Genomic DNA, 22327 nt, shown 5'->3' on the forward strand with positions numbered 1-22327 from the left:
GATTTCGTTATTTCACCCGAAAGATGAAAAGGCCAGAAAAGCTTGGGCGAACGCTGTTGTCAGCCGCATTTGACTTCCTGGACAACACCCGTGTCGGCGTTGAACAGAATGTTCAGGCGATCGGGCCGGTAGTCCATGGTCACAGGGCAAGTCGTACAGGCCACGCGCCAGCGCGACGGATCGACCGGCGCCGGCAGGCTGGTGCGCGGCTTGCCGACGAAGGCTTGGGCGTCCTTCAGCCCGCACTGATCCCTGGAGGCCTCGGAAGAGGACGACACCGGCGGTTTGGACGGCAGGGCCAGGGCCGGAGGCGCGGTGGGCGTGGTCGGCGGCGGCGGCGGCGCGGGTTCGGGCGCGCTGGAGCATGACGCCATGAGCACACCCAGGACCAGGATCGACGCCAGACGCTTCATGCCTGTTTCTCCCAACCACGCTCGGCGCCCTGGCGCCAGTAGGACACCGGATGACCGGCCTTCTTGAAGACGGACCAGCGCCCGCGCGCCAGCGCCAGCGCCTGATCGTCCCTGCCGTCGAACAGCAGGATGCAGCGCGAAACCCCTGAAAGATCTCCAGGTTCTGCCCCGTCGATGAGGAACAGCGCGTCCCCGGCATTGGGGTTCCCGTCCTCGCCGGTCAGCAGCACCGGCTGGCGCTCGGCCATGGGCTCCGTCGCCAGGCCGTGGGGCAGGAAGCTGTCCTCGCGCCAGGTCCAGAGGTGCTGATCCAGCGCCTCCAGCCGACGCGGATCGCCGCCACGCACCAGCGCCTTCCAGCCCCGTCCGAGCGTCTTTTCCAGAAGCTCAGGCAGCACCGCCTCGAGCGGCGAGCGCTCAAGGTGGTAGAACCAGACCTCGCAGGGCGTGGCGGTCAACCGATCAGCCTTCGTAGGCGTCGGCGACCAGGCGGTTCAGAAGGCGCACGCCGTAACCGGCCGCGCCGTCCGGCACGGTCGGGTCGGTCGAGGGCTTGCGCCAGGCCGTCGAGGCGATGTCCAGGTGCGCCCACGGCAGGCCGTTGACGAACTTCTGCAGGAACAGGCCGGCGGTGATCGAACCGGCCGGGCGGCCGCCGATGTTCTTCATGTCGGCAATGGGGCTTTCGATCTGCTTCTCGTAGGCGGCCGGCAGCGGCAGGCGCCACAGCAGCTCGCGCTCGGCCTTGCCGGCGGCGAGAAGTTTCTCGGACAAGCCGTCGTTATTGCTGAACAAACCGCCGTAGTCATGACCCAGAGAAATGATGATCGCGCCAGTCAGGGTGGCCAGGTCGATCATGAACTGCGGCTTGAAGCGGTCCTGGCAGTACCAGAGGGCGTCGGCCAGCACGAGGCGGCCCTCGGCGTCGGTGTTGATGACCTCGATGGTCTGGCCCGACATCGACGTGACCACGTCGCCCGGACGCTGGGCGTTGCCGTCGGGCATGTTCTCGACGAGACCCAGGATGCCGATGGCGTTGACCTTGGCCTTACGGCCGGCCAGGGCGTGCATGAGGCCGGTCACGGCGGCCGCGCCGCCCATGTCCCACTTCATGTCTTCCATGCCGTCGGCCGGCTTGATCGAGATGCCGCCGGTGTCGAAGGTCACGCCCTTGCCGACGAAGGCGATCGGCTGGGCCGACTTATCGGCCGCGCCCGTCCACTTCATGATGACCAGCTGGCTCTCGCGGCGGCTGCCCTGCCCCACGCCCAGCAGGCTGCCCATGCCTAGCTCCGCCATCTGGGCCTCGCCCAGGATCTCGACCTCGAGACCCAGGCTTTCCAGGCTCTTGGCGCGGGCGGCGAATTCTTCCGGATGCAGGATGTTGGCCGGCTCCGAGACGAGGTCGCGGCTGAACAGGATGCCATCGGCCAGGGCCGACAGCGGCTCGAACGCCTTCTGGGCCTTCACCGGATCGGCGGCGGCGACCTTGACCACCTGGACCGAGGGCTTCTTCTCGGCCTTCTCGGTGGTGCGGTATTTGTCGAAGCGATAGGCGGCGAGGCGCGCACCGAACGCGGCGCGGGCCGCGCTCTCGGCGTCGGCGCCCAGCTTGAGGACCAGTTCGGTGACGCCCGAGGACTTCACGGCCTGGTAGGCCGAGGCGGCGGCGGTCTCGACCGCCTCCGGCTCGACGGCGCCGGAACCATCGACGCCGACCAGCACGATGCGGGCGGCTTCCAGACCGTGCGGCGCGACGACGTCCAGGGTCTGGCCCTTGGCGCCGGTGAAGCGACCGCCGGCGATGGCGCGAGCCAGGGCGCCGCCCGTGGCCTCGTTGGCCGCGCGGGCCTCCGGCGACAGGGCCGCGCCTTCATGGGCCAGGACCGCGAGAGCGGCCGTGGCGCCGGCCTGGGTGTCGACGGGGACGAACTCGATACGCATGCCGCGCTCCTGCATTTGGGCGACTCGAAAACGGCGCGTCACAAGGCGCTGCCGCTCATTCTTATCCTGGCGGCATAGTCCAATGCCGCGCCTTAGAAAAGGCTCCGTTCCGCCCCAGTCGGGACAGCCAAGTTAGGTCCCTGGTTGTGCCGACGGGAAGCCCCCGTGTAGAACGGCCCTTCTTCGGGGTTCGTCCCACGAATCCTCCACCCCGAACGTCCCTTCATGCGCCTTATCGAACGCTATCTTTTCCGCCAGTTGCTGGGTCCGACGCTACTGGCGACGGCGGCCCTGGTGGCGCTTGCCCTGCTGGCGCGCAGCCTGTCGGAGTTCGACGTGCTGGTGGAGCAGCGCCAGAGCGCGCTGGTGTTCCTGAAGATCATCATGCTGGCCCTGCCCCAGCTGCTGGGCATCATGATGCCGCTGGCCCTGTTCGTGGCCGCGCTGGTCGCCCTGAATCGCCTGCACACCGAACAGGAGATCGTCGTCTGCTTCGCCGGCGGCATGAGCCGCTGGAAGGTGATCTCGCCGGCCATGCGCCTGGCGGTGATGGCGGCGCTGGTCTCGCTGGTCTCGGGCCTGTGGCTGCAGCCGTGGAGCGCCCGACAGATTCGCGAGACGGCCTTCGAGATCAAGACCGACGTCGCCTCGACCCTGGTGCAGCCCGGCCAGTTCACCGAACCGGGCCCAGGCCTGACGGTCTATGCCCAGTCGATCGACCGCGACAACAAGATCCAGAACCTGTTCATCCACCAGGAACTGCCCAACGGCGCGGCCTCGACCTATTCCTCGCGGGAAGCCGAGATCGCCACGCGACGGGGCGAGCCGGTGTTGATCATGCGCCATGGCTCCAACCAGCAGTTCTCGCGGCAGGGCGTGCTGCAGTACACCTCGTTCGACGAGTACACCTTCGACCTGTCGAGCCTGTTCCACAGCGACGAGCTGCTGCACTACAAGATCGCCGACCGCTATCCGCACGAGCTGTTCTTCCCGGACATGACCCAGGAGTGGGAGCAGCGGAACGCCGGCAAGATGCTGGCCGAGGGCCATTCGCGGTTCGCCGGGCCGCTCTACAACATCGCCCTGATGACCATGGCCCTGGCGGCCGTGATCGGCGGGCCGTTCAGCCGCATGGGCTATGGCAAGCGCATCGCCGCCGTCGGCGCGGCCGCCGCCATCGTCCGCATCGTCGGCTTCGGCGTCCAGGCGGCGTGCGAGGACGATCCCTGGCTCAACATCCTGCAGTACCTGGTGCCGATGGCCGCCATGTGGTGGGGCATGGCGCAGATCTTCCGCCAGAAGGTCTCCAAGCGTCGCGCCGCCAAGATGGCCAGGACGTCCCCCGCCCTGTCGGGAGCCGCCTGATGCTGACCATGGGCATGCTGGAACGCTACGTGCTGAGACGCACCATGGGCGCCCTGATCGGGGCCCTGGCGGTGCTGGGCGCGATGGTGATGCTGATCGCCTTCGTCGACATCGCGCGCAATGTCGGCACGCGGGCGGATGCGACCTTCCTGCAGCTGCTCTACCTGACCCTGCTGCAGGCCCCCGCCACCATCCTGGTGCTGGCGCCGTTCGTGTTCCTGTTCGGCACCATGTGGGCGTTCGTCGAGCTGAACCGGCGCAGCGAGCTGATCGCCATGCGCGCGGCCGGCGTCTCGGCCTGGCGGTTCATCACGCCGGCGGCTTCGGCCTCGTTCGTCATCGGCCTCTTGACCATCACCCTGCTCAACCCTCTGACCACGGCGATGACCGCCAAGTTCGAGACCGAGCGCGACATGGTGATGAACGGCTATCTGAAGGAAGCGCCCAAGGGCACCTGGCTGCGCCAGGGCGACGACAAGACCCAGATCGTCATCCGCGCCCGGGCCCGCGACCTGGTCGACGGCTCGGTGCGCCTGACCGGCGTGTCGCTGTTCGTCTACACCCTGAACAACAAGGGCGTCATGGACTTCACCCGCCGGATCGAGGCCAACGAAGCGCGGCTGGAGCCGGGCTTCTGGCGCCTGACCGGCGTGCGCGAAGCCACGCCCGGCGCCGGCGCGATCCGCTCCGACAGCCTGTCGATCCCTTCCAACCTCGACGACCGCACGGCGTCGGAGCGCTTCAACACGCCCCAGGCCGTGGCCCTGTGGCGCCTGCCGGCCACGATCGAGCGGACGGAAGACGCCGGCTTCTCGGCCGCGCCGTTCAAGCTGCGCCTGCAACAGGATCTGGCGACGCCCGTTCTGTTCGCGGCGATGTCGGTGCTGGCGGCGGCGTTCTCCCTGCGCCTGATGCGCCTGGGGGGCCTGGCCGCCCTCGCCGGCTCGGGCGTGGCGTTGGGTTTCGGGTTCTTTTTCTTCAACGAGCTCTGCAGCACGCTGGGCAAGGCGGACGTTCTGGCCCCGTTCATCGCCGCATGGACGCCGCCGACCATCGCGCTTTTGGCGGGCCTGACGTTGCTTTGCTATACCGAAGATGGGTGAGTCATTGTTTTCAGGGTCGTCCATGACTGAAACGCGTTCCAGCGTCTGTCGCGTGCTGCTGCTGAGCAGCGCCGCGTCGTGGGCGCTCGCCTGCGCGGGCGCCGCCCACGCCCAGCAGAGCCTCGTCTCGATCCCGCCAACCCCGGTGGTCAAGGCCGCGCCGTCGGACGGCCTGGGCGACGAGGGCTACTATCTGGAATCGGACCTGCTGATCCGGGACGACGTGAACCAGAAGATGACGGCCAAGGGCTCGGTGGAGGCCCGCTACCAGGGCCGCACCCTGCGCGCCGACCAGGTCGTCTACGACAGCAAGACCGGCGCGGTGACAGCCGACGGCCACGTGCAGCTGATCAATCCGGACGGCACCGCCGAGTTCTCGGACCACCTGGAAGTCGACAAGGACATGAAGGCGGGCTTCGCCCGGAACTTCTCGGCCCGCCTGGACCAGAACATGAAGGTGGCCGCCGCCACCGCCGTGCGCCGCAACGCCAATATCCAGGAACTGAACCGGGCGATCTACACGCCCTGCGACGTCTGCGCCGAGAAGCCGACCCCGACCTGGTCGGTCTCGGCCGACAAGATCGTCCAGGATAAAGAAAAGCAGCTGATCTACTACAAGAACGCGGTCATCCACATGTGGGGCGCTCCGGTGCTCTACCTGCCGCTGTTCTGGCATCCGGACCCGCAGGCCAAGCGCAGCTCGGGCTTCCTGGCGCCGAAGCTGGACTTCTCCAAGGGCCGGGGGATTTCGTACAACCAGCCCTACTACTACGTGATCTCGCCGTCGTCGGACGTGATCCTGGCCCCGCAGATCAACAGCCGGGTCAATCCGTTCCTGAACGTGAACTACCGCAAGCGCTTCTACTCGGGCGTGCTCGAGGCGCGCGGCGGCTTCACCTACGACAAGGAATTCGACATCAAGGGCGACCGCTTCGGAGAGGAGACTTTCCGCAGCTACATCCTGGCCAACGGCAAGTTCGACATCACCGACAAGTGGAAGTGGGGCTTCTCGGCCGAGCGCGTCTCGGACGCCCTGCTGTTCGACAAGTACAAGGTCAACGACGTCTACCAGCAGCGCGGCCTGTTCACGAGCGACGACCACCGGCTGGTCTCGCAGCTGTACACCACACGCCAGGACGCCCGCTCGTGGCTGTCGGTCTCGGCGGTCTCGGTCCAGGGCCTGCGGGTCGTCGGCACCAGCGCGACCGGTACGGCCAACGCCTTCGAGAACAGCGGCGCCTTCCCACTGATCGGCCCGCTGGTCGAGGCCCGCTGGGAGCCGGCCAGCGCCGTCCTGGGCGGCCGCCTGCGCCTCCAGGGTTCGGGCGTGATCCTGAACCGCTCGGAGTCGCAGTATGGCGAGTCCCCCTACTTCCTGGGCGCCTACAAGGGTCAGGACGGGGTCGATTCCAGCCGCGCCAGCTTCAAGGCCGACTGGCGCGCCAGCCGCATCGTCGGCAACGGCCTGAAGATCTCGCCATTCGCCCAGGCGCGCGGCGACGCCTATTCGATCAAGACCTACGTCACCCCCGCCGCAGCGGCCCTGGGCGACGACTCGAAGGACACCTACACCCGCGCCCTCGGCGTGGGCGGCGTGGACTTCAGCCTGCCGTTCTACAAGCCGTTGTCGAACGGCGGCAGCGTGGTCCTGGAGCCCTTGGCCCAGGTGGCCGTCGGCTCCGACAGCTCGCGCGTGCCCGTCGTGGTCGCCCGTAACGGCACGACGCAGTACCTCTACAACGAGGACAGCGCGACGCTGGAGTTCGACGAGACCAACCTGTTCCAGGCCAACAAGTCGCCGGGCTTCGACCTCTATGAAGGCGGCCAGCGCGTGAACGTCGGCGGCCGCGCCACCTACAGCCGTCCCGACGGCCGCGGCGGCAGCATCCTGTTCGGTCGCAGCTTCCGTTCGGAGTTCGACCCGCTGCTCCCGGCCCGCACCGGCCTGCAGACCAAGTCGTCGGACTGGATCGTCTCGGCGACGGTCACACCCATCGTCGGGATCAACGCCTTCGTTCGCACGCGCCTGGATTCCAAGACCCAGGAGATCCACCGGGTCGAAACGGGCATCGACGCCTACACCAAGCGTGGCTGGGGCTCGATCCGCTACCTGAAGGACGAGTTGGACTCGAACGGGGCCCGCCAGGAGAACTTCGAAGCCCGGGGCGAGCTGAAACTGAGCAAGCGCTTCTCGCTGACCACCTTCGGCCAGCGCGACATGGTCGAGGACGTCTGGCGTCGCCGCGACATCGGCATGGCCTATCAGGACGAGTGCATCCGCATCGACGTGATCTACCAACAAGAGGATCGCTACGCCTCGACGGCCAGCGGTCTTCGGCTGCAACCCGACCGAACCATCGTGTTCCGCCTAACGCTCGCCACATTGGGTGATACAGGGTACAGCGGAAGATAAGTAACCGCGCTTGGGGGGCGTGCGGGTCAGCCCGCATGCCAGACAGGTGCGTCTTGGGGGCGACGGCCAGACTGGAAAACGCCGGACAGGCGTTCGCCGCCCCGAAAAACGTGATAACCGACCGCGCTCCCCGAGGGGGGCGGCCTGGGCCTAGAGGAACGACACTATCCATGCGGTCTGCGCGTAGCGTGACGACTTTCGCGGCCGGGGCCGCGTCCATTCTCGCCCTGACCGTGGCGAGCCTCGGCGCGCCCGCCCTGGCTCGACAGCAGGCGGCTCCCGAAGCCGCGCCCGAAGCCCAGGCGCCCGCCGCCGCTCCGCAGCAGGCCGCCCCGCAGCCGCTGCAGGAAAGCGTCGCGGCCGTGGTCAACGACGACATCATCTCCAGCTACGACCTGATGCAGCGCATGCGCCTGCTGATGGCGACGTCGGGCATGCAGCCGACCCAGGAGAACCTGCCGCAGATCGAGCAGGAAGCCCTGCGCTCGCTGGTCGACGAACGCCTGCAGATGCAGGAGCTGAAGCGCGTCGAGAAGCAGCAGAAGATCACGATCATCTCGACCGACAAGGAAGTCGAAGAGCAGGTCGCCGATATCGCCCAGTCCAACAAGATGTCCCCGGACCAGCTGAAACAGCAGCTGGTGTCCCAGGGCATCGGCCTGGAAACCTGGCGCGCCCAGCTGCGCGCCGAGTCGAGCTGGCAGGGCTGGATCCAGGGTCGCTACGGTTCGCGCCTGCGGATCGGCGAAGACCAGATCAAGGCCTACCAGCGTCGCCTGGCTGATTCAGCCGCCAAGCCGCAGTACCAGATCAGCGAAGTCTTTCTCGACGCCAGCCGCGTCGGCGGCATGGAAGTCGCCATCGGCGGCGCCGCCCAACTGATCACCCAGATGCAGCAGGGCGCACCGTTCGCGGCCGTGGCCCGTCAGTTCTCAGGATCGGCCACGGCGGCCAACGGCGGCGATGTGGGCTGGGTCAACCAGGGCGAAATGCCGGCCGAGGTCGACGCCGCCCTCGAGCAACTGCGCCCCGGCCAGCTGTCCAAGCCCATCCAGGTCAAGGACGGCGTCTACGTCATCTATCTGCGCGACAAGCGCGCCGGTTCGAAGACGGCGATCGTCGACCTCAAGCAGGTCGCCGCGCCCCTGGCCGCCGACGCCACCGAGGCCCAGATCGCCGCCGCCAACAAGCTGCTGGTCGACCTGAAGCCCAAGATCAACAGCTGCTCGACGCTGGAAGCCACGGCGGGCAAGGTCGATGGCCTGGTCGCCGGCGACCTCGGCGAGGCCGAGATCACCGACCTGGCCCCCGCCTTCCAGGAAGCGGCGAACAAGCTGGAAGTCGGCCAGGTGTCGGACCCGATCCGCACGGACGCCGGCCTGCACCTGATCGCCGTCTGCGGCAAGCGTCAGGGCGGGGCCAACGCGCCGAGCCACGACCAGATCGAGAACCGCCTGCGCGGCCAGCAACTGGCGCTGATCGCCAAGCGCTATCTGCGTGACCTGCGCAACCAGGCCACCATCGAAACCCGCTAGGCGAAGCCCGGGTGAAACCTCGTCCCCTCGCCCTGAGCGCCGGTGATCCCGCCGGCGTCGGCGCGGAGATCATCGCCAAGGCCTGGCGCGCCCTGCGCCAGGACGGACCGCCCTTCGTCGTGATCGGCGACGCCCAGCTGCTGGCCTCGGCCGGCGGCGGGCTGAAGGTCCGCGCGGTCACGGGTCCCGACGAGGCCCTGGGCGTCTTCGCAGACGCGCTGCCGGTCATCGACATCCCTCTCCTCTCGCCGGTCGTCTCGGGCCAGCCGTCGCCGGCCTATGCGCCGCAGGTGATCCGCTGGATCGAGACGGGTGTCGGCCTGGCGCTGTCGGGTGCGGTGACGGGCCTGGTCACGGCCCCGATCGCCAAGGCTCCTCTCTACGAGGCCGGCTTCAAGTTCCCGGGCCACACCGAGTTCCTGGCCGAGCTGACCCTGGCCGAGAGCTTCGAAGGCGCGCGCGGCCCGGTGATGATGCTGGCGGCCAGCGACCTGCGCGCCACCCTGGTCACCATCCATACCAGCATCGCCAAGGTCCCTGGCGCCCTGACGATCGAGGCCATCGTCAACAGCGGCCTCGTCACCGACCAGGCGCTGCGCAAGGACTTCGGCATCGCTCAGCCGCGTCTGGCTGTCGCCGCCCTCAATCCGCACGCTGGCGAAGGCGGGGCCCTGGGTCGCGAGGAGATCGAGATCGTCGGCCCGGCCGTCCGCGCCCTGCAGGACCTGGGCGTCGACGCCTTCGGCCCGGCTCCGGCCGACACCCTGTTCCACCCGGAAGCCCGCGTCCGCTACGACGGCGTGCTGTGCATGTATCACGACCAGGCCCTGATCCCGGTCAAGATGCTGGACTTCTGGGGCGGCGTGAACATCACCCTGGGCCTGCCGATCGTGCGCACCTCGCCCGATCACGGCACCGGCTTCGACATCGCTGGACGCGGTATCGCCCGTCCCGATAGCCTGATCGCCGCCATCCAGCTGGCGGCCGACATCGCCGCCCGCCGCGGCGTCTGAGAGATTAGAACATGAGCCTGGCCGATCTGCCGCCCCTGCGCGAGGCCCTGGAGCGCCACGACCTGATGGCGCGCAAGAGCTTCGGCCAGCACTTCCTGCTGGACCTGAACATCACGCGGAAGATCGCCCGCCTGGCCGAGGTGCGCGAAGGCGACACCGTGGTCGAGGTCGGTCCCGGCCCCGGCGGCCTGACCCGCGCCCTGCTGGAAACCGGCGCCCGCGTCGTCGCCATCGAGAAGGATAGCCGCTTCATCCCGCTGCTGTCGGAGGTCGCCGAGATCGTTGACGGCCGTCTGGAGCTGGTCGAGGGCGACGCCCTGAAGGTCGACGCCGCCAAGGCGGCCGGCGGTCCGGCCCATGTGGTCTCGAACCTGCCCTACAATGTCGGCACGCAGCTGCTGATCAACTGGCTGACCGGCCCGTTCCGGCCGCTGTCGATGACCCTGATGTTCCAGAAGGAAGTCGCCGACCGGATCGTCGCCCATACGGACGATGACGCTTACGGCCGCCTGGCCGTGATCTCGCAGACCCTGTGCGAGGCCAGGACGGTCATGGACCTGCCGGCCAAGGCCTTCACCCCGCCGCCCAAGGTCGCCTCGGCCGTGGTGCGCCTGGTGCCCAAGGCCGATCCGCCGCCGGCCGACGTCGTGGCCGCCCTGGAGCGCGTTACCGCCGCCGCCTTCGGCCAGCGCCGCAAGATGCTGCGCTCCAGCCTCAAGAACCTGGGCGGCGCGGCCCTGTGCGAGAAGGCCGGCGTCAATCCGGACGCTCGCGCCGAGGTCGTCGACCTGGCGGGCTTCCAGGCCTTGGCCCGGGCCAGCCTGGCCTAACGCCGTTTTCCAGCTTGCGGCGTTCCGCCTCGGTTGACGCTGGGCTGATCGCCGCACAGCTTCGCTTCGGGGGAGGCGATTCATCGTGAGCAGCCAGAGCGGGGCCAAGGCTCCGTCCACCGTCGCGCGACGCCTGCTGCTGATGGCGCTGACGCTGGCCGCGCCTGCCATCCTGCTGATGGCCGTCCTGGTGGCGCTGCAGTTCAACGACAGCCGCCAACGCTTCAACAGCCAGCTGCTGGCGACGGCCCACGCCCTGTCCCTGGCCACCGAGCGCCAGATCGGTCAGGGCCGGAGCGTGCTCCAGGGCCTGGCCGTTTCCCCCGCCCTCGCCGACGGAGACCTCGCCACCTTCGAAAGGCAGGCGCGCGAGGCCGTGAAGGGCCATGACGCCTGGATCGTCCTGGTCAACCGCGGCGGCCAACGCGTCAACACGCTGATGCCGCCGGGCGCTTCGCTGCCACGAACGCCAGTCAGTGACAGGCCCTGGGCGCAGCTGGAACGCGGCGAGACCCTCATCTCCAACCTCGGCATGGGTTCGGCCGCTCGCGGTCCAGTCGTCACGATCACCGTGCCCGTCCGCGTCGAGGGCGAGCTCTATGGCCTGGCCTATGGACAGCGTCCGACGGCGTTCCGCGCGCTGATCGCCGCCCAGGGCTTCCCGGAGGGTTGGAACGCCACGATCATCGACCGCAACGCCGCCATCATCGCCCGTCAGCGCAATCACGAGAAGTTCGTCGGCCAGAAGGTCAACAAGGCCATCCAGCACGCGATGGTCCACTCGAACGAAGGCGTGGTGCCGAGCGAGACGCTGGACCACATCAAGACCTTCGCCGCCTTCAGTCGGTCGAATATCTCGGGCTGGACCTTCGTGATCGGGGTGCCGCGCGAGGACGTGTACCGTACCGTGCTGGCCTCGTTCGGCCCGGCCCTGGGCGGCTCAATCGCCCTGATCGTGCTCAGCGTGCTGGCGGCCTCGGCGTTCGCCCGGCCGATCTCGGAGGATGTCCGCCGCCTGGTCAGCGAGGCCGAGACCCTGGCCAGCGGCGCGCCGCTGGAACCGGCGCCGTCGCAACTGCTGGAGATCGCCGAGGTGCGCGGATCGTTGCGGGCGGCGGGCAAGGTGCTGCGCGAACGTGAGCTCGAGGTCGAACAGGCCCGCGAACGCCAGCAGCTAATGATCCACGAGCTGAACCACCGGGTGAAGAATACCCTGGCCATCGTCCAATCCCTGGCGCGCAACAGCCTGCGCGACGGCGGACCGGCGGGCCTGGAGAAGTTCAACGAGCGTATCTTCGCCCTGTCGCGCGCCCACAACCTGCTGACCCAGCACAATTGGGAGGGCGCGGACCTGGCCGAGTTGCTGGCCAAGACCATGGAGCCGCACGCTCGGCAGACCACCGTGGAGGGCCCGGCGGTCTCGCTGACGCCCTACAGCGCCGTGGCCCTGGCCATGACCTTCCACGAATTGGCCGCCAACGCCGCCAAGTACGGCGCGCTCAGCACCGACGCCGGACGAGTGACGGTCGCGTGGCGGACGGATCGAAAGGACGGCCTGATCCTCACTTGGCGCGAAAGTGGCGGCCCGACGGTCGAGACCCCCACCCGTGCGGGCTTCGGCTCGCGCCTGATCTCGGCCAGCCTGCGCGGGGATCTGGCGGGCACGGCGCGCCTGACCTATGCGCCCGAAGGCTTCGCCTGCGAGCTCACCGTCTTCAGCATGGTCAAGCCTTCAGCCTAGGTTCATCCAGACCCCGGCCTTCTGCTTCCAGGCAAGCCCGGGAGAGCCTCGCATGACCGTTCGCCTGATCCTGATCTGCACGCTGCTGTCCCTGGCCGCCCTGGCGATCCTGGCGAACGGTGGCCGCTCGGCCCTGCTCGCCGCCCGTCCGGTGACGCACGCCACCAGCTAGTCGAACGCCGCCAGGATGGGGCACGGGCCGACCGCGCCCTCCCCGCAGGTCTTGGCCAACCCAGCCAGAGCCGCCCGCGCCGCCTGGAGTTCTGCGATCTTGGCGTCGAGCGAAGCGATCCGCGCCTGCGCCAGGGCTCGGGCCCGTGCGTGGTCTTCCCCAGCGTCCAGCTCCAACAGTTCGCCGATCTGCTCCAGGGTGAAGCCCGCGGCCTGGGCCGAACGGATGAACTTCAGGCGTCGGGCGTCCTTGGCGTCATAGCGGCGGATACCGCCTGAAAGCGCAGAGCCGCCCGCCTTCTCCGGCGTCCGCAACAGGCCTCGGCGCTGATAGTAGCGCACCGTCTCCACGCCCACGCCGCCTTCGCGCGCCAGTCCGGCGATCGTCGTCGTCGCCATCCCTTGACTCCGTACCATGGTACGGAACCTACATGGGGCGGGTCCGTTCGCAAGCCAAGGAGCAAGGCGATGAACACCGGCCCAAAGCGCAAAGCCGTCCTCTACCGCATGGTCATGCCCGAGCATGTCTGCCCCTACGGCCTGAAGGCCCTGCACCTGCTGAAGTCGAAGGGATATGACGTCGAAGACCACTGGCTGAGAACCCGCGCCGAGACAGACGCCTTCAAGGCCGAGCACGACGTCCAGACGACGCCCCAAGCCTTCATCGACGGCCAGCGCATCGGCGGCTACGACGCCCTGCGTCTGCATTTCGGTCGGAAGGCGCGCGATCCGAAGGCCCTCACCTACACGCCGGTGATCGCCCTCTTCGCGGTCGCGGCGCTGCTCGCCCTGGCGGCCAGCCAGGCGGCGTTCGCCAGCCCCTTCACCGTCCGCGCGGCCGAGTGGTTCGTGGCCTTCAGCATGGGCCTGCTGGCCCTGATGAAGCTACGCGATGTCGAGAGCTTCTCGACCATGTTCCTGAACTACGACCTGCTGGCGCGGCGCTGGGTCCCCTATGGCTACGTCTATCCGTTCGCCGAGCTGGCGGCGGGCGTGCTGATGGCGGCCGGGATCCTGACCTGGCTGGCCGCGCCCCTGGGTCTCGTCATCGGCGGGATTGGCGCGGTGTCGGTGTTCAAGGCGGTCTATGTCGACAAGCGCGAACTCAAATGCGCCTGCGTCGGCGGCGACAGCAACGTGCCACTGGGCTTCGTCTCGCTGTCCGAGAACCTGATGATGGTGGCCATGGCGGTCTGGATGCTGGTCGGCCGCCACGGTTGAACCCCTATTTGCGCTAGGAGCTATTGACGGTCCTGCCCTCGACCTCCAGCCTTGTCTCGGGCTGAGCGGGGCGAACGTGACCACCAACAGTGCGGTGAAAGCGCCTTCGACGGTCGCGCGGCGGCTCCTGTTCATGGCGCTGACCCTGGCAGCGCCCGCCATCCTGCTGATGGGCGCGCTGGTGGCGATGCAGTACGGCGAAGGCCAGCGTCGCTTCTCCACCCAGTTGATCGCCATGACCCGCGCGCTGTCGCTGGCCACCGACCGCCAGATCGGCCAGGGCCAGAGCGTCCTGCAAGGCTTGGCCGTGTCCCCTGCTCTCGCCGACGGCGACCTCGCCACCTTCGAGAAACAGGCGCGCGAGGCGGTGAAGGGCCGTGACGCCTGGATCGTGCTGATGAGCCAGGAGCGGCAGTGGATCAACACCCGCATCCCGCCGGGCGGATCGCCACCGATCGTGCGCATGCCCGACAACGATTGGGAGGACATGGCCACCGGCAGGACGACGGTGTCGGACCTGATCCAGCGGCCGGGCCTCACACCTATCGTCGCCTTCGACATGCCGGTGCTGGTGCGAGGCAAGCTCTACGTGCTGGGCTACATCCAGTCGCCGGCGGCCTTCCACGCCCTGATGACCGCCCAGAGCATCCCCGACACCTGGACGGCCAGCATCGTCGACCGCAACGCCGCGCTCGTGGCGCGCTCGCGGGACCAGGAGAAGATGCTGGGTCGCTACGCCAGCCGCGACATGCAGCTGGCCATGGCGCGGACCAACGAGGGCGTGATCCACAGCCAGACCCTGGACGGGGTCAAGACGCTGTCGGCGTTCAGCCGCTCGCAGAAGTCGCGCTGGACCTTCATCGTCGGCGTGCCGCGCGACGAGCTGAACCGCGCCGTGCTGAGCTCCCTGGGCCCTGCCCTGGCGGGCGCGGCGCTGATGATCGCCCTGGGGGTGATGGCCGCCCTCGCCTTCGCTCGCCCCATCTCGCGCGACGTGCGCGGCCTGGTCGGCGAGGCCGAGGCCCTGGCCGCCGGCGCCCAGCTGCTGAACCCCGCGCCGTCGCACCTGCAGGAGATCGCCGAGGTGCGCGGCTCGCTGCAGGCCGCCGACTCGATCCTGCGCGCACGTGAGACCGACGCCCGCCGAGCCGCCGAGCGCCAGCAGCTGATGATCAACGAGCTGAACCATCGGGTGAAGAACACCCTGGTCGTGGTCCAGTCCCTGGCGCGTCACAGTCTGCGCGAGGGCGGCGAGACAGGCCTGATCCAGTTCAACGACCGCCTCTACGCCCTGGCCAGCGCCCACGACCTCCTGACGCGCCGCAGCTGGGAGGGCGCGGACCTGGGCGAACTGCTGGCCGAGGCCCTGAAGCCCTACGCCAACCAGATGACCCTGGACGGCCCGCCGGTGCCGCTGGCGCCCAATGCGGCGGTGGCCCTGGCGATGATTTTCCACGAGTTGGCCACCAACGCCTCGAAGTACGGAGCGCTCTCCACCGAAGCCGGCCGGGTCAGCGTCACCTGGAACGTCGAGGGCCGCTCCCGCCTGACCGTCATCTGGCGCGAACGGGGCGGCCCGAAGATCAGTCCGCCTCAACGCGGCGGGTTCGGCTCGCGCCTGATCGCCGCCAGCCTGAAGGGCGACCTGGCCGGTTCCGCCGACTTCGACTACGCGCCCGAGGGGCTGACCTGCTACCTGGCCATACTGGCGCCGCCCAAACCCGCTTCCTGACCGGGCGATCGCATGGCGGATCGTCGCAGCGCCCTCTTGTCGCCTTGGCTTGGCCACGGAGCGTCTGCAATAGCTGGCCCTCAGTTCGGTCGTAGGGGAAGTTGCGCGATGAGCCTGTCGTTTCTGATCGGAGCCGTCCTGGGCTCGGGCCTTTTCATCGCGCTCGGCCGCGCCCCCGCCGAGAAGCTGATCGCCTATGTGCAGGATCGCGTGAAGCGCTGATCCGCTCCGGGAACTAACTGCGCCGTTGGGCTCTTGATTGGGCAAGGTCGCACCGGGCGACCGCTCACGGGAGTCCCTACGATGTCCATTCTCGCCTGGCTTCTTCTGGGCCTGATCGCCGGCTTCATCGCCAGCAAGCTCGTCAACCGTTCAGGCAGCGGCGTGCTGCTGGATATCGTGCTCGGCATCGTCGGCGCGTTCGTCGGCGGCTGGCTGTTCAACCAGTTCGGCAACAGCGGCGTGTCGGGCTTCAATCTCTACAGCCTGCTGGTCGCCACGATCGGCGCCGTGGTCATCCTGGCGCTGTACCACCTGATCTTCGGCCGACGCGCGCTTTGATGCGCTGAGGGTCCGCCCTCGCCCTTCGACAAGCTCAGGGTGAGGACTACTGGAGCGCGGCGCTAGAAAACCTCATCCTGAGCCTGTCGAAGGACGAGGTTTTCGGCCCGCTGCTCCGAACTTCTAGATCTCTTCCTTCAGAAGATCGCCCACCAGATTGCCGATCCACGGGTTGCGGGCCCGCTTGAGGCGCTCGGCGTGGTAGATGTGGGCCAGTTCCGAATAGGCGCGGTCGAAATCCTCGTTGAGGATCACGTAGTCGAAGCGCTCCCAGTCGGCGACCTCGTCCTTGGCGCGCGAGAGACGACGGTGGATCACTTCCTCGCTGTCCTGGCTACGCGCATGCAGGCGACGGCTCATCTCGGCCAGCGACGGCGGCAGGATGTAGACCAGGACGCTGTCCTGCTGGGCCTGGGCGTGGACCTTCATCGCCCCCTGGAAATCGATATCGAACAGGGCGCTCTCGCCCCGCTCCAGCGCAGCCATGATCGGCGGCTTGGGGCTGCCGTAGAAGTTCCCGTAGACCTCGGCCCACTCCAGGAAGGCGTCGGCTTCGATCATGTCCTTGAACTTGTCGCGGCTGACGAAGTGATAGTCGCGACCGTCGTGCTCGCCCGGGCGCGGCTCGCGGGTCGTGGCGCTGATCGACAGGTGCAGGTCGTTGTGGTCGGCGACCAGGCGGCGGGTCAGCGACGTCTTGCCGACGCCCGAGGGCGCGACGACCATCAGCAACAGGCCGCGCGTGGGATGATGGGGCTTATTCAACGTTCTGGACCTGCTCGCGGAACTGCTCGATCACGGCCTTCAGCTCCAGACCGATCGCGGTCAGGGCGGTCAGGGCTGATTTCGAACAGAGGGTATTGGATTCTCGCATGAATTCCTGGGAGAGGAAGTCCAGCCGACGGCCCGACGCGACATCGCCCGACAGCAGACCGCGCGCGGCCACGACGTGGCTGGCCAGGCGGTCCAGCTCCTCGCGCACGTCGGCCTTCACGGCCTGGGCGGCGGCTTCCTGGACGATGCGCTCCTCGCTGGTTCCATCACCGACCAGTTCGGCCATGCGACGGGCGAAGCGCTCCTTGAGGATCGCGGGCTGGCCGGCGGCTTCGCGCTCGGCCTGTGCCGTCAATTCCTCGATGCGATCGACGAGCCCGTTCAGCACGGGATCGAGGGCAGCGCCCTCCTCCTGTCGTGCGGCCTTGAGACCGTCGAGCGCCTGAGCGATCGAGGCCGTCATGGCCGCTTCGACGGCGGCACGGGTCTCGGCGTCGTCCTCGTCCTCGCGCGCCTCGATCACGCCCTTCAGGGCCAGCAGCCCATCCAGGGTCGGCTTGGCGACCATGCCGGTAGCGACATAGGGACCGCCGGCGGTCAGGTAGCGCTCCAGGGTGGCGATGTTGACCTGGGTCTCGCCCGAGGTCTCGGCGCGCTTGGCCTGGACATTGACGGTCAACTGCCCGCGCTGGAAGCGGCCTTGCGAGCCTTCCCGGGCAGCGCGTTCCAGGCCGTCGAAGCCGGGCGGGCCACGGAAGCGGGCCTCGAGGTTACGGCCGTTGACGCTGCGCGCCTCCACCGCCCAGGTCCAGGCGCCGTGAGCGCCTTCGACACGAGCAAAACCGGTCATCCCCGAGATCGGCATGGCGCCTACTTCCCCGCCGGCGGAGCCGGGACCACAGGAACATCCTCGGCCGCGCGGTCGCGCTCGATCTGCCGCCATTTGACGACGTTGGCGTTGTGCTGCTCCAGCGTCGAGGCGAAGACGTGACCGCCCGTGCCGTCGGCGACGAAGTACAGGTCCTCGCTCTTGGGCGGGTTCAGCACCGCCGCCAGGGCCGCGCGGCCCGGATTGGCGATCGGCGTCGGGGGCAGGCCCTCGATCAGATAGGTGTTGTAGGGCGTGGCGCGCTGCAGCTCCGACATGCGGATGCCCCGGCCCAGCGGACGGCCGCGCGAGATGCCGTAGATGATCGTCGGGTCCGATCCCAGGCGCATGCCGGTGCGCAGGCGGTTGATGAACACGGCGGCTACGCGCGGACGCTCCGACGCCAGGCCCGTTTCCTTCTCGACGATCGAGGCCAGGGTGACGGCCTCTTCCTTGGTCTGGAATGGCAGGTCCCGCTGGCGGTTGGCCCACAGCTGGTCCAGGAGCTCGTCGCGGTCGTTCATCATGCGTTGCAGGACGGCGGCGCGGTCGTCGCCGCGCTGGACCTCGTAGGTCTCGGGCAGGATCGCGCCCTCGGGCGGCGTCGCGGCGCTGCCGGTCAGCACGTCGGAAGCGTTGAGGATGTCCATGACCATGTCCGAGGTGCGGCCCTCGGGAATGGTGATCCAGTGGCGCACGATGCGGCCGTGGCGGATGGCGTCCAGCACGCCGGCCATCGAGGCTCGGCTGGGGAACTCGTATTCGCCGGCTTTCAGGGTTCGGGCCGCGCCAGTGACCTTGGCGGCGGTCATGAAGATCGACGAGGACCGGATCACGCCGCCACGCTCCAGCGAGGCGGCGATCTCGGGCAGGCTGGCGCCCTTGCGCAGCACCACGGTGGTCTTGTCGCCGCCCTTCGCGGCCGGACCCGGGCCGTTATAGACGAAGGCCGCGCCGATCAGCGTCACGACGGCGACCAGCGCCAAGGTGACGAAGGCGCCGAACAGGCCGCGCCCCAGACGACGTCCCGCCGAAGCGGTTTCCCGGCGGGACGACTTGGCGCGCGGCGCGCGGCGCGGAGGCGACGGCTGTTTGCTCACGAGACCTTCTTGAACACGACCGTGGCGTTGGTGCCGCCGAAGCCGAAGCTGTTGGACACGGCCACGTCGATCTTCATCGGAACGGCCTTGTTCGGCGCCAGGTTCATCGCGACGTTCACGTCGGGATTGTCCAGGTTGATGGTCGGCGGGGCGATCTGGTCGCGGATCGCCAAGACCGAGAAGATCCCCTCGATCGCGCCGGCCGCGCCCAGCAGGTGGCCCGTCATCGACTTGGTCGAGGACATGACGACGTTCTTGGCGTGGTCGCCGAGGAAGCGCTCGACGGCGCCGGCTTCCAGGCCGTCGGCCATGGTCGAGGTGCCGTGGGCGTTGACGTAGTCGATGTCCGAGGGCTTCAGGCCCGCGTCCTTCATGGCCGCAGCCAGGGCCCGGCCGCCGCCTTCGCCGTCTTCCGACGGGGCGGTGATGTGGTGGGCGTCGCCCGACAGGCCGTAGCCGACGACTTCGGCGTAGATCTTGGCCCCACGCGCCTTGGCGTGTTCGTACTCTTCCAGCACCAGGGCGCCGGCGCCCTCGCCCATGACGAAGCCGTCGCGGTCCTTGTCGTAGGGACGCGAAGCCTTCTCGGGCGTGTCGTTCCATTCGGTCGACATGGCGCGGCAGGCGATAAAGCCCGCGACGCCGACCTTGCAGACGGCCGCTTCGGCGCCGCCAGCCACCATCACGTCGGCGTCGCCGTACTTGATCAGGCGCATGGCGTCGCCGATGGCGTGGGCGCCCGTGGCGCAGGCCGTGACGACCGCGTGGTTCGGACCCTTGAAGCCGTACTTGATCGAGACCTGGCCCGAGATCAGGTTGATCAGGGCCGAGGAGATGAAGAACGGGCTGACACGGCGAGGGCCCTTGGCCTCCAGCTCGATGGCGGTGTCAGCGATCGTCGACAGGCCGCCGATGCCCGAGCCCAGGATGACGCCCGTGCGCCACTTGTCCTCGTCGGTCTCCGGAACCCAGCCCGAATCCTTGATGGCTTCGTCAGCGGCGGCGATGCCGTAGAGAATGAAATCGTCCACACGCTTCTGGTCGCGCGGGCTCATGGTCTGGTCGGGATCGAACGAACCTTCGACATCCGGGCCGCCGCCGCCGCGACCATCGACGCGGGGAACCTCGCAGGCGACCTTGCAGGCATAGTCGGTCGGATCGAAGGCCGTGATGCGGTTCGCGCCGGACTTACCGGCCAGGATGTTCTTCCAGGTGACGTCAACGCCCTGGCCCAGAGGGGTCAGCAGGCCGATACCCGTGACAACGACTCTACGCATGGATCACTCCCAAACCTTCGATGCGGGGAGCAGGATTTGGGGATGCCCCCGAGCCCGCGCCAGCCGCGAATCTTGGCCTCAAACGAAAACCGCCGCGCGCACGATGGCAAGAGCCCGTGCGACGCGGCGGAAATGGTCAGGTTCGACTAGCGAACTCGACGCCTTTTAGGCGGTCTTTTCCGTGATGAACTTCACGGCGTCGCCAACGGTCTGGATGTGTTCGGCGGCGTCGTCGGGGATTTCGATGTCGAACTCCTCTTCGAACGCCATCACCAGCTCAACGTTGTCGAGGCTGTCGGCGCCCAGGTCGTCGATGAAGGAAGCCTTCTCGGTGACCTTCTCGGGATCGGCATCCAGGTGTTCGATGACGATCTTACGCACGCGCTCGAGAATGTCGGACATTCGGTTCAGTCCCTCTTGATCAAATTCAGCAATCGACGCGGGCCCTCCCAGGGACACCACAACGACTAGTCGGCCACCGCCTATCACGTTCTTTTTCGGGTGACCAGCGGCGCCGATGGCGGCTGACGCACTCGCGTGACAGGTGGTCTAAAAGGATAGCGGCTTCAGACGCGTTGGAACACGTAGTTGATGTATTCGCCATCCCTTTCGCTATCAACAACCTTAAATCCGGTTCGTTCCGCCAAAATAGAGGGCGACCTGCCCAGCAGAAAAACGGAATGAAAGCGGGTGAAGGCGAAGCAGTAATCGTAGCATGGCGAGGCATGCGCCATTCTGGCGCCCGGCTTCAACAGCTCATGGAAGCTGCGGAACTGGGCCACCGGGTCGCGGAAATGCTCGATGACGTTGTTGGAGAAAATGCCGTCGAAGCCGCCGCTGACGCCGTCCCAGGTCGGCGCGCCGGATTCGGCGACGGCCCCGGCGGCGTTCGGTTCGTGGGCAATGACGTCCCAGCCCTCGCCCCTCAGGGTCTGCAGGGTGCGATTCCAACCACCGCCCGCGCCCCAGTCGAGATAACGGCCGCCGGGCTCGGCCTGCAGCGACCGGAAGGCGCGCAGTTCGTTCTCGGTGGAGTCGCCTTCGGAATAGCGTGAGTACAGCACCTGATAGTCGCGGCCGACGAAGGCCTCGTCCAGATCCAGGTACTTCTGGGGACCGAACACGCAGTCGCAGCCGGGGCAGACATAGCGCTCCAGGCGACCACCGCCGAAATAGCAGCGGTCCTCGCGAATCTCGTAGCTGTCGCGAGGGGCCGTGTGGTCGCAGACGATGCAGCGCAGCGGCCGGCGCGCCAGGACGGCCTCGTAGGCGACGTCCAGCGTGTTCCAGAAGGCTTCGGTGAAGTAGCGCTCGGTCAGCTCGACCTGGGCTTCCAGCTTGGCCAGGCGTGCCTCCAGGGCGGTCGCCTGAGCCTGAGCGGCGGCTTCCTTGGCCGCCGCCTCTTCGACGGCGGCGAGCGCGTCAGGTGACGGGCGCGATCGCCCGAACCAGGAAACTGCACCCGCCATCGCGCCTACTCCACCAGGATCCGTATAAACCGGCCCCTTAGTCCTAGATCATCGCCATGCCGCCGTTGACGTGCAAGGTCTGGCCCGTGACGTAACCACCCTGGTCGCTGGCCAGGTAGACGCAGGCGGCGGCGATGTCGCTGCCCTCGCCCAGCTTGCCGGCCGGGATGGTCGACAGGATTCCGGCCTTCTGCTGCTCGTTCAGGGCGTCGGTCATCGGGCTGGCGATGAAGCCCGGCGCCACGCAGTTGACGGTCACGCCACGGCTTGCCAGCTCCTGGGCCAAGGCCTTGGAGAAGCCGATCATGCCGGCCTTGGAGGCGGCATAGTTGGTCTGGCCCGGATTGCCGGTGACACCCACGATCGAGGTGATGCCGATGATACGACCGGCGCGGCGCTTCATCATGCCCTTGGCGGCGGCGCGAGCCAGGCGGAAGTAGCCTTCCAGATTCACCTTGATGACGGTGTCCCAGTCCTCGTCCTTCATGCGCACGATCAGGCCGTCGCGGGTGATGCCTGCGTTGGCGATCACGATATCCAGCGGGCTGCCCGCGGCTTCCTCGGCCTTGGCGACCAGGCCGTCGACCTGTTCGGCGTCCGAGAGGTTGGCCACGACGGTCGAGACGCGCTCGCCGAACTCGGCCTTCAGTTCGGCCAGGGCGGCTTCGCGGGTGCCCGAGAGGACGACGTGGGCGCCTTGGCCATGCAGGGCGCGGGCGATGGCGCCGCCGATGCCGCCCGTGGCGCCGGTGACGAGAGCGGTCTTGCCGGTCAGATCGAACATGTCGGTCTTCCTT

Annotated in this window: 22 protein-coding genes and 1 pseudogene; 12 read left to right on the top strand and 11 right to left on the bottom strand. The window is 68.0% G+C overall.

Features of this window, described 5'->3' with window-relative positions; all coding sequences use genetic code 11:
• Positions 1–59 precede the first annotated feature (59 nt).
• The 3 genes from AC07NN_RS09460 to AC07NN_RS09470 are packed head-to-tail and all read right to left on the bottom strand — an operon-like array spanning position 60 to position 2357.
• Entirely contained in the window at positions 60–413 is a 354-nt protein-coding gene (locus tag AC07NN_RS09460) for a peptidase inhibitor I78 (protein ID WP_494639891.1), read from the bottom strand.
• The gene (locus AC07NN_RS09465) at positions 410–871 is read right to left on the bottom strand and encodes a DNA polymerase III subunit chi (protein WP_494639893.1); all 462 of its coding nucleotides are present in this window, start codon (positions 869–871) and stop codon (positions 410–412) included. The genes AC07NN_RS09460 and AC07NN_RS09465 overlap by 4 nt, the downstream gene beginning before the upstream one ends.
• 4 nt (positions 872–875) lie before the next feature.
• On the bottom strand, positions 876–2357 hold the full coding sequence (locus AC07NN_RS09470) for a leucyl aminopeptidase (RefSeq protein WP_494639895.1): 1482 nt from the start codon (positions 2355–2357) through the stop codon (positions 876–878).
• A 225-nt stretch (positions 2358–2582) separates the two neighbouring features.
• On the opposite strand from AC07NN_RS09470, the gene lptF reads away from it, so the two are divergent.
• The 8 genes from lptF to AC07NN_RS09510 all read left to right on the top strand — a co-directional run bounded on the left by lptF (position 2583) and on the right by AC07NN_RS09510 (position 12529).
• Positions 2583–3722: an LPS export ABC transporter permease LptF gene (gene lptF / locus AC07NN_RS09475; protein ID WP_494639897.1), complete on the top strand. Its 1140-nt coding sequence runs from the start codon at positions 2583–2585 to the stop codon at positions 3720–3722.
• Positions 3719–4825 carry an LPS export ABC transporter permease LptG gene (gene lptG / locus AC07NN_RS09480; protein WP_494640068.1) on the top strand — a complete coding sequence of 369 codons (1107 nt, stop codon included), beginning with the start codon at positions 3719–3721 and terminating at the stop codon, positions 4823–4825. The genes lptF and lptG overlap by 4 nt, the downstream gene beginning before the upstream one ends.
• Complete coding sequence (locus AC07NN_RS09485; RefSeq protein ID WP_494639899.1) at positions 4818–7238, top strand: LPS-assembly protein LptD; 2421 nt, start codon at positions 4818–4820, stop codon at positions 7236–7238. Before lptG ends, AC07NN_RS09485 begins: the two co-directional genes overlap by 8 nt.
• Positions 7239–7408: 170 nt before the next feature.
• Entirely contained in the window at positions 7409–8773 is a 1365-nt protein-coding gene (locus AC07NN_RS09490) for a peptidylprolyl isomerase (RefSeq protein ID WP_494639901.1), read from the top strand.
• Positions 8774–8784: 11 nt separating this feature from the next.
• Positions 8785–9786 (top strand): 4-hydroxythreonine-4-phosphate dehydrogenase PdxA, encoded by a 1002-nt coding sequence (gene pdxA / locus AC07NN_RS09495; protein ID WP_494639903.1) that lies wholly within the window; start codon positions 8785–8787, stop codon positions 9784–9786.
• An 11-nt stretch (positions 9787–9797) separates the two neighbouring features.
• On the top strand, positions 9798–10616 hold the full coding sequence (rsmA, locus tag AC07NN_RS09500; protein ID WP_494639905.1) for a 16S rRNA (adenine(1518)-N(6)/adenine(1519)-N(6))-dimethyltransferase RsmA: 819 nt from the start codon (positions 9798–9800) through the stop codon (positions 10614–10616).
• Positions 10617–10701: 85 nt separating this feature from the next.
• Positions 10702–12357, top strand: a complete 1656-nt coding sequence (locus tag AC07NN_RS09505; protein WP_494639907.1) for a sensor histidine kinase — start codon at positions 10702–10704, stop codon at positions 12355–12357.
• Between the two features lie 52 nt (positions 12358–12409).
• Positions 12410–12529 carry a hypothetical protein gene (locus tag AC07NN_RS09510; RefSeq protein ID WP_494639909.1) on the top strand — a complete coding sequence of 40 codons (120 nt, stop codon included), beginning with the start codon at positions 12410–12412 and terminating at the stop codon, positions 12527–12529.
• Here the strand turns inward: AC07NN_RS09510 and AC07NN_RS09515 are convergent.
• Positions 12526–12927 (bottom strand): MerR family DNA-binding protein, encoded by a 402-nt coding sequence (locus AC07NN_RS09515; protein WP_494639911.1) that lies wholly within the window; start codon positions 12925–12927, stop codon positions 12526–12528. The genes AC07NN_RS09510 and AC07NN_RS09515 overlap by 4 nt on opposite strands.
• 69 nt (positions 12928–12996) lie before the next feature.
• On the opposite strand from AC07NN_RS09515, the gene AC07NN_RS09520 reads away from it, so the two are divergent.
• From AC07NN_RS09520 to AC07NN_RS09535, 4 genes and pseudogenes are all read left to right on the top strand, one after another.
• Complete coding sequence (locus tag AC07NN_RS09520) at positions 12997–13749, top strand: MauE/DoxX family redox-associated membrane protein (protein ID WP_494639913.1); 753 nt, start codon at positions 12997–12999, stop codon at positions 13747–13749.
• A 133-nt stretch (positions 13750–13882) separates the two neighbouring features.
• On the top strand, positions 13883–15481 hold the full coding sequence (locus AC07NN_RS09525) for a sensor histidine kinase (protein WP_494640070.1): 1599 nt from the start codon (positions 13883–13885) through the stop codon (positions 15479–15481).
• Between the two features lie 303 nt (positions 15482–15784).
• Positions 15785–16042, top strand: coding sequence for a GlsB/YeaQ/YmgE family stress response membrane protein (locus AC07NN_RS09530; protein WP_291878538.1), 258 nt, complete (start codon positions 15785–15787; stop codon positions 16040–16042).
• A gap of 12 nt (positions 16043–16054) precedes the next feature.
• Positions 16055–16146 (top strand): annotated as a pseudogene (locus tag AC07NN_RS09535) (hypothetical protein); the annotation flags it as partial.
• A 19-nt stretch (positions 16147–16165) separates the two neighbouring features.
• Here AC07NN_RS09535 and gmk read toward each other — a convergent pair.
• The 7 genes from gmk to fabG all read right to left on the bottom strand — a co-directional run bounded on the left by gmk (position 16166) and on the right by fabG (position 22314).
• On the bottom strand, positions 16166–16807 hold the full coding sequence (gene gmk / locus AC07NN_RS09540) for a guanylate kinase (RefSeq protein ID WP_494639915.1): 642 nt from the start codon (positions 16805–16807) through the stop codon (positions 16166–16168).
• On the bottom strand, positions 16800–17681 hold the full coding sequence (locus AC07NN_RS09545) for a YicC/YloC family endoribonuclease (protein WP_494639918.1): 882 nt from the start codon (positions 17679–17681) through the stop codon (positions 16800–16802). Before AC07NN_RS09545 ends, gmk begins: the two co-directional genes overlap by 8 nt.
• A 5-nt stretch (positions 17682–17686) precedes the next feature.
• A complete protein-coding gene (mltG, locus tag AC07NN_RS09550; RefSeq protein WP_494639920.1) occupies positions 17687–18784 on the bottom strand; it encodes an endolytic transglycosylase MltG in 1098 nt (365 codons plus the stop codon).
• Positions 18781–20061, bottom strand: a complete 1281-nt coding sequence (gene fabF, locus AC07NN_RS09555) for a beta-ketoacyl-ACP synthase II (protein WP_494639922.1) — start codon at positions 20059–20061, stop codon at positions 18781–18783. The genes mltG and fabF overlap by 4 nt, the downstream gene beginning before the upstream one ends.
• 165 nt (positions 20062–20226) lie before the next feature.
• Entirely contained in the window at positions 20227–20463 is a 237-nt protein-coding gene (locus AC07NN_RS09560; protein ID WP_004615098.1) for an acyl carrier protein, read from the bottom strand.
• Between the two features lie 164 nt (positions 20464–20627).
• Positions 20628–21530, bottom strand: a complete 903-nt coding sequence (locus AC07NN_RS09565) for a class I SAM-dependent methyltransferase (RefSeq protein WP_494639924.1) — start codon at positions 21528–21530, stop codon at positions 20628–20630.
• A 43-nt stretch (positions 21531–21573) separates the two neighbouring features.
• Positions 21574–22314: a 3-oxoacyl-[acyl-carrier-protein] reductase gene (gene fabG, locus AC07NN_RS09570; protein WP_494639926.1), complete on the bottom strand. Its 741-nt coding sequence runs from the start codon at positions 22312–22314 to the stop codon at positions 21574–21576.
• Positions 22315–22327 lie beyond the last annotated feature (13 nt).

Source organism: Caulobacter sp. GW821-FHT09H08 (assembly GCF_059415885.1).

Excerpts from the sequence above, each read along its gene's own strand:
- AC07NN_RS09485 (WP_494639899.1), top strand. The coding sequence starts at position 4,818 with ATGGGTGAGTCATTGTTTTCAGGGTCGTCCATGACTGAAACGCGTTCC.
- fabF (WP_494639922.1), bottom strand. The coding sequence starts at position 20,061 with ATGCGTAGAGTCGTTGTCACGGGTATCGGCCTGCTGACCCCTCTGGGC.
- AC07NN_RS09470 (WP_494639895.1), bottom strand. The coding sequence starts at position 2,357 with ATGCGTATCGAGTTCGTCCCCGTCGACACCCAGGCCGGCGCCACGGCC.
- AC07NN_RS09545 (WP_494639918.1), bottom strand. The coding sequence starts at position 17,681 with ATGCCGATCTCGGGGATGACCGGTTTTGCTCGTGTCGAAGGCGCTCAC.
- AC07NN_RS09530 (WP_291878538.1), top strand. The coding sequence starts at position 15,785 with ATGTCCATTCTCGCCTGGCTTCTTCTGGGCCTGATCGCCGGCTTCATC.
- AC07NN_RS09515 (WP_494639911.1), bottom strand. The coding sequence starts at position 12,927 with ATGGCGACGACGACGATCGCCGGACTGGCGCGCGAAGGCGGCGTGGGC.
- AC07NN_RS09525 (WP_494640070.1), top strand. The coding sequence starts at position 13,883 with ATGGCGCTGACCCTGGCAGCGCCCGCCATCCTGCTGATGGGCGCGCTG.
- fabG (WP_494639926.1), bottom strand. The coding sequence starts at position 22,314 with ATGTTCGATCTGACCGGCAAGACCGCTCTCGTCACCGGCGCCACGGGC.
- AC07NN_RS09460 (WP_494639891.1), bottom strand. The coding sequence starts at position 413 with ATGAAGCGTCTGGCGTCGATCCTGGTCCTGGGTGTGCTCATGGCGTCA.
- lptF (WP_494639897.1), top strand. The coding sequence starts at position 2,583 with ATGCGCCTTATCGAACGCTATCTTTTCCGCCAGTTGCTGGGTCCGACG.
- AC07NN_RS09560 (WP_004615098.1), bottom strand. The coding sequence starts at position 20,463 with ATGTCCGACATTCTCGAGCGCGTGCGTAAGATCGTCATCGAACACCTG.
- AC07NN_RS09565 (WP_494639924.1), bottom strand. The coding sequence starts at position 21,530 with ATGGCGGGTGCAGTTTCCTGGTTCGGGCGATCGCGCCCGTCACCTGAC.
- rsmA (WP_494639905.1), top strand. The coding sequence starts at position 9,798 with ATGAGCCTGGCCGATCTGCCGCCCCTGCGCGAGGCCCTGGAGCGCCAC.
- AC07NN_RS09510 (WP_494639909.1), top strand. The coding sequence starts at position 12,410 with ATGACCGTTCGCCTGATCCTGATCTGCACGCTGCTGTCCCTGGCCGCC.
- AC07NN_RS09490 (WP_494639901.1), top strand. The coding sequence starts at position 7,409 with ATGCGGTCTGCGCGTAGCGTGACGACTTTCGCGGCCGGGGCCGCGTCC.
- AC07NN_RS09520 (WP_494639913.1), top strand. The coding sequence starts at position 12,997 with ATGAACACCGGCCCAAAGCGCAAAGCCGTCCTCTACCGCATGGTCATG.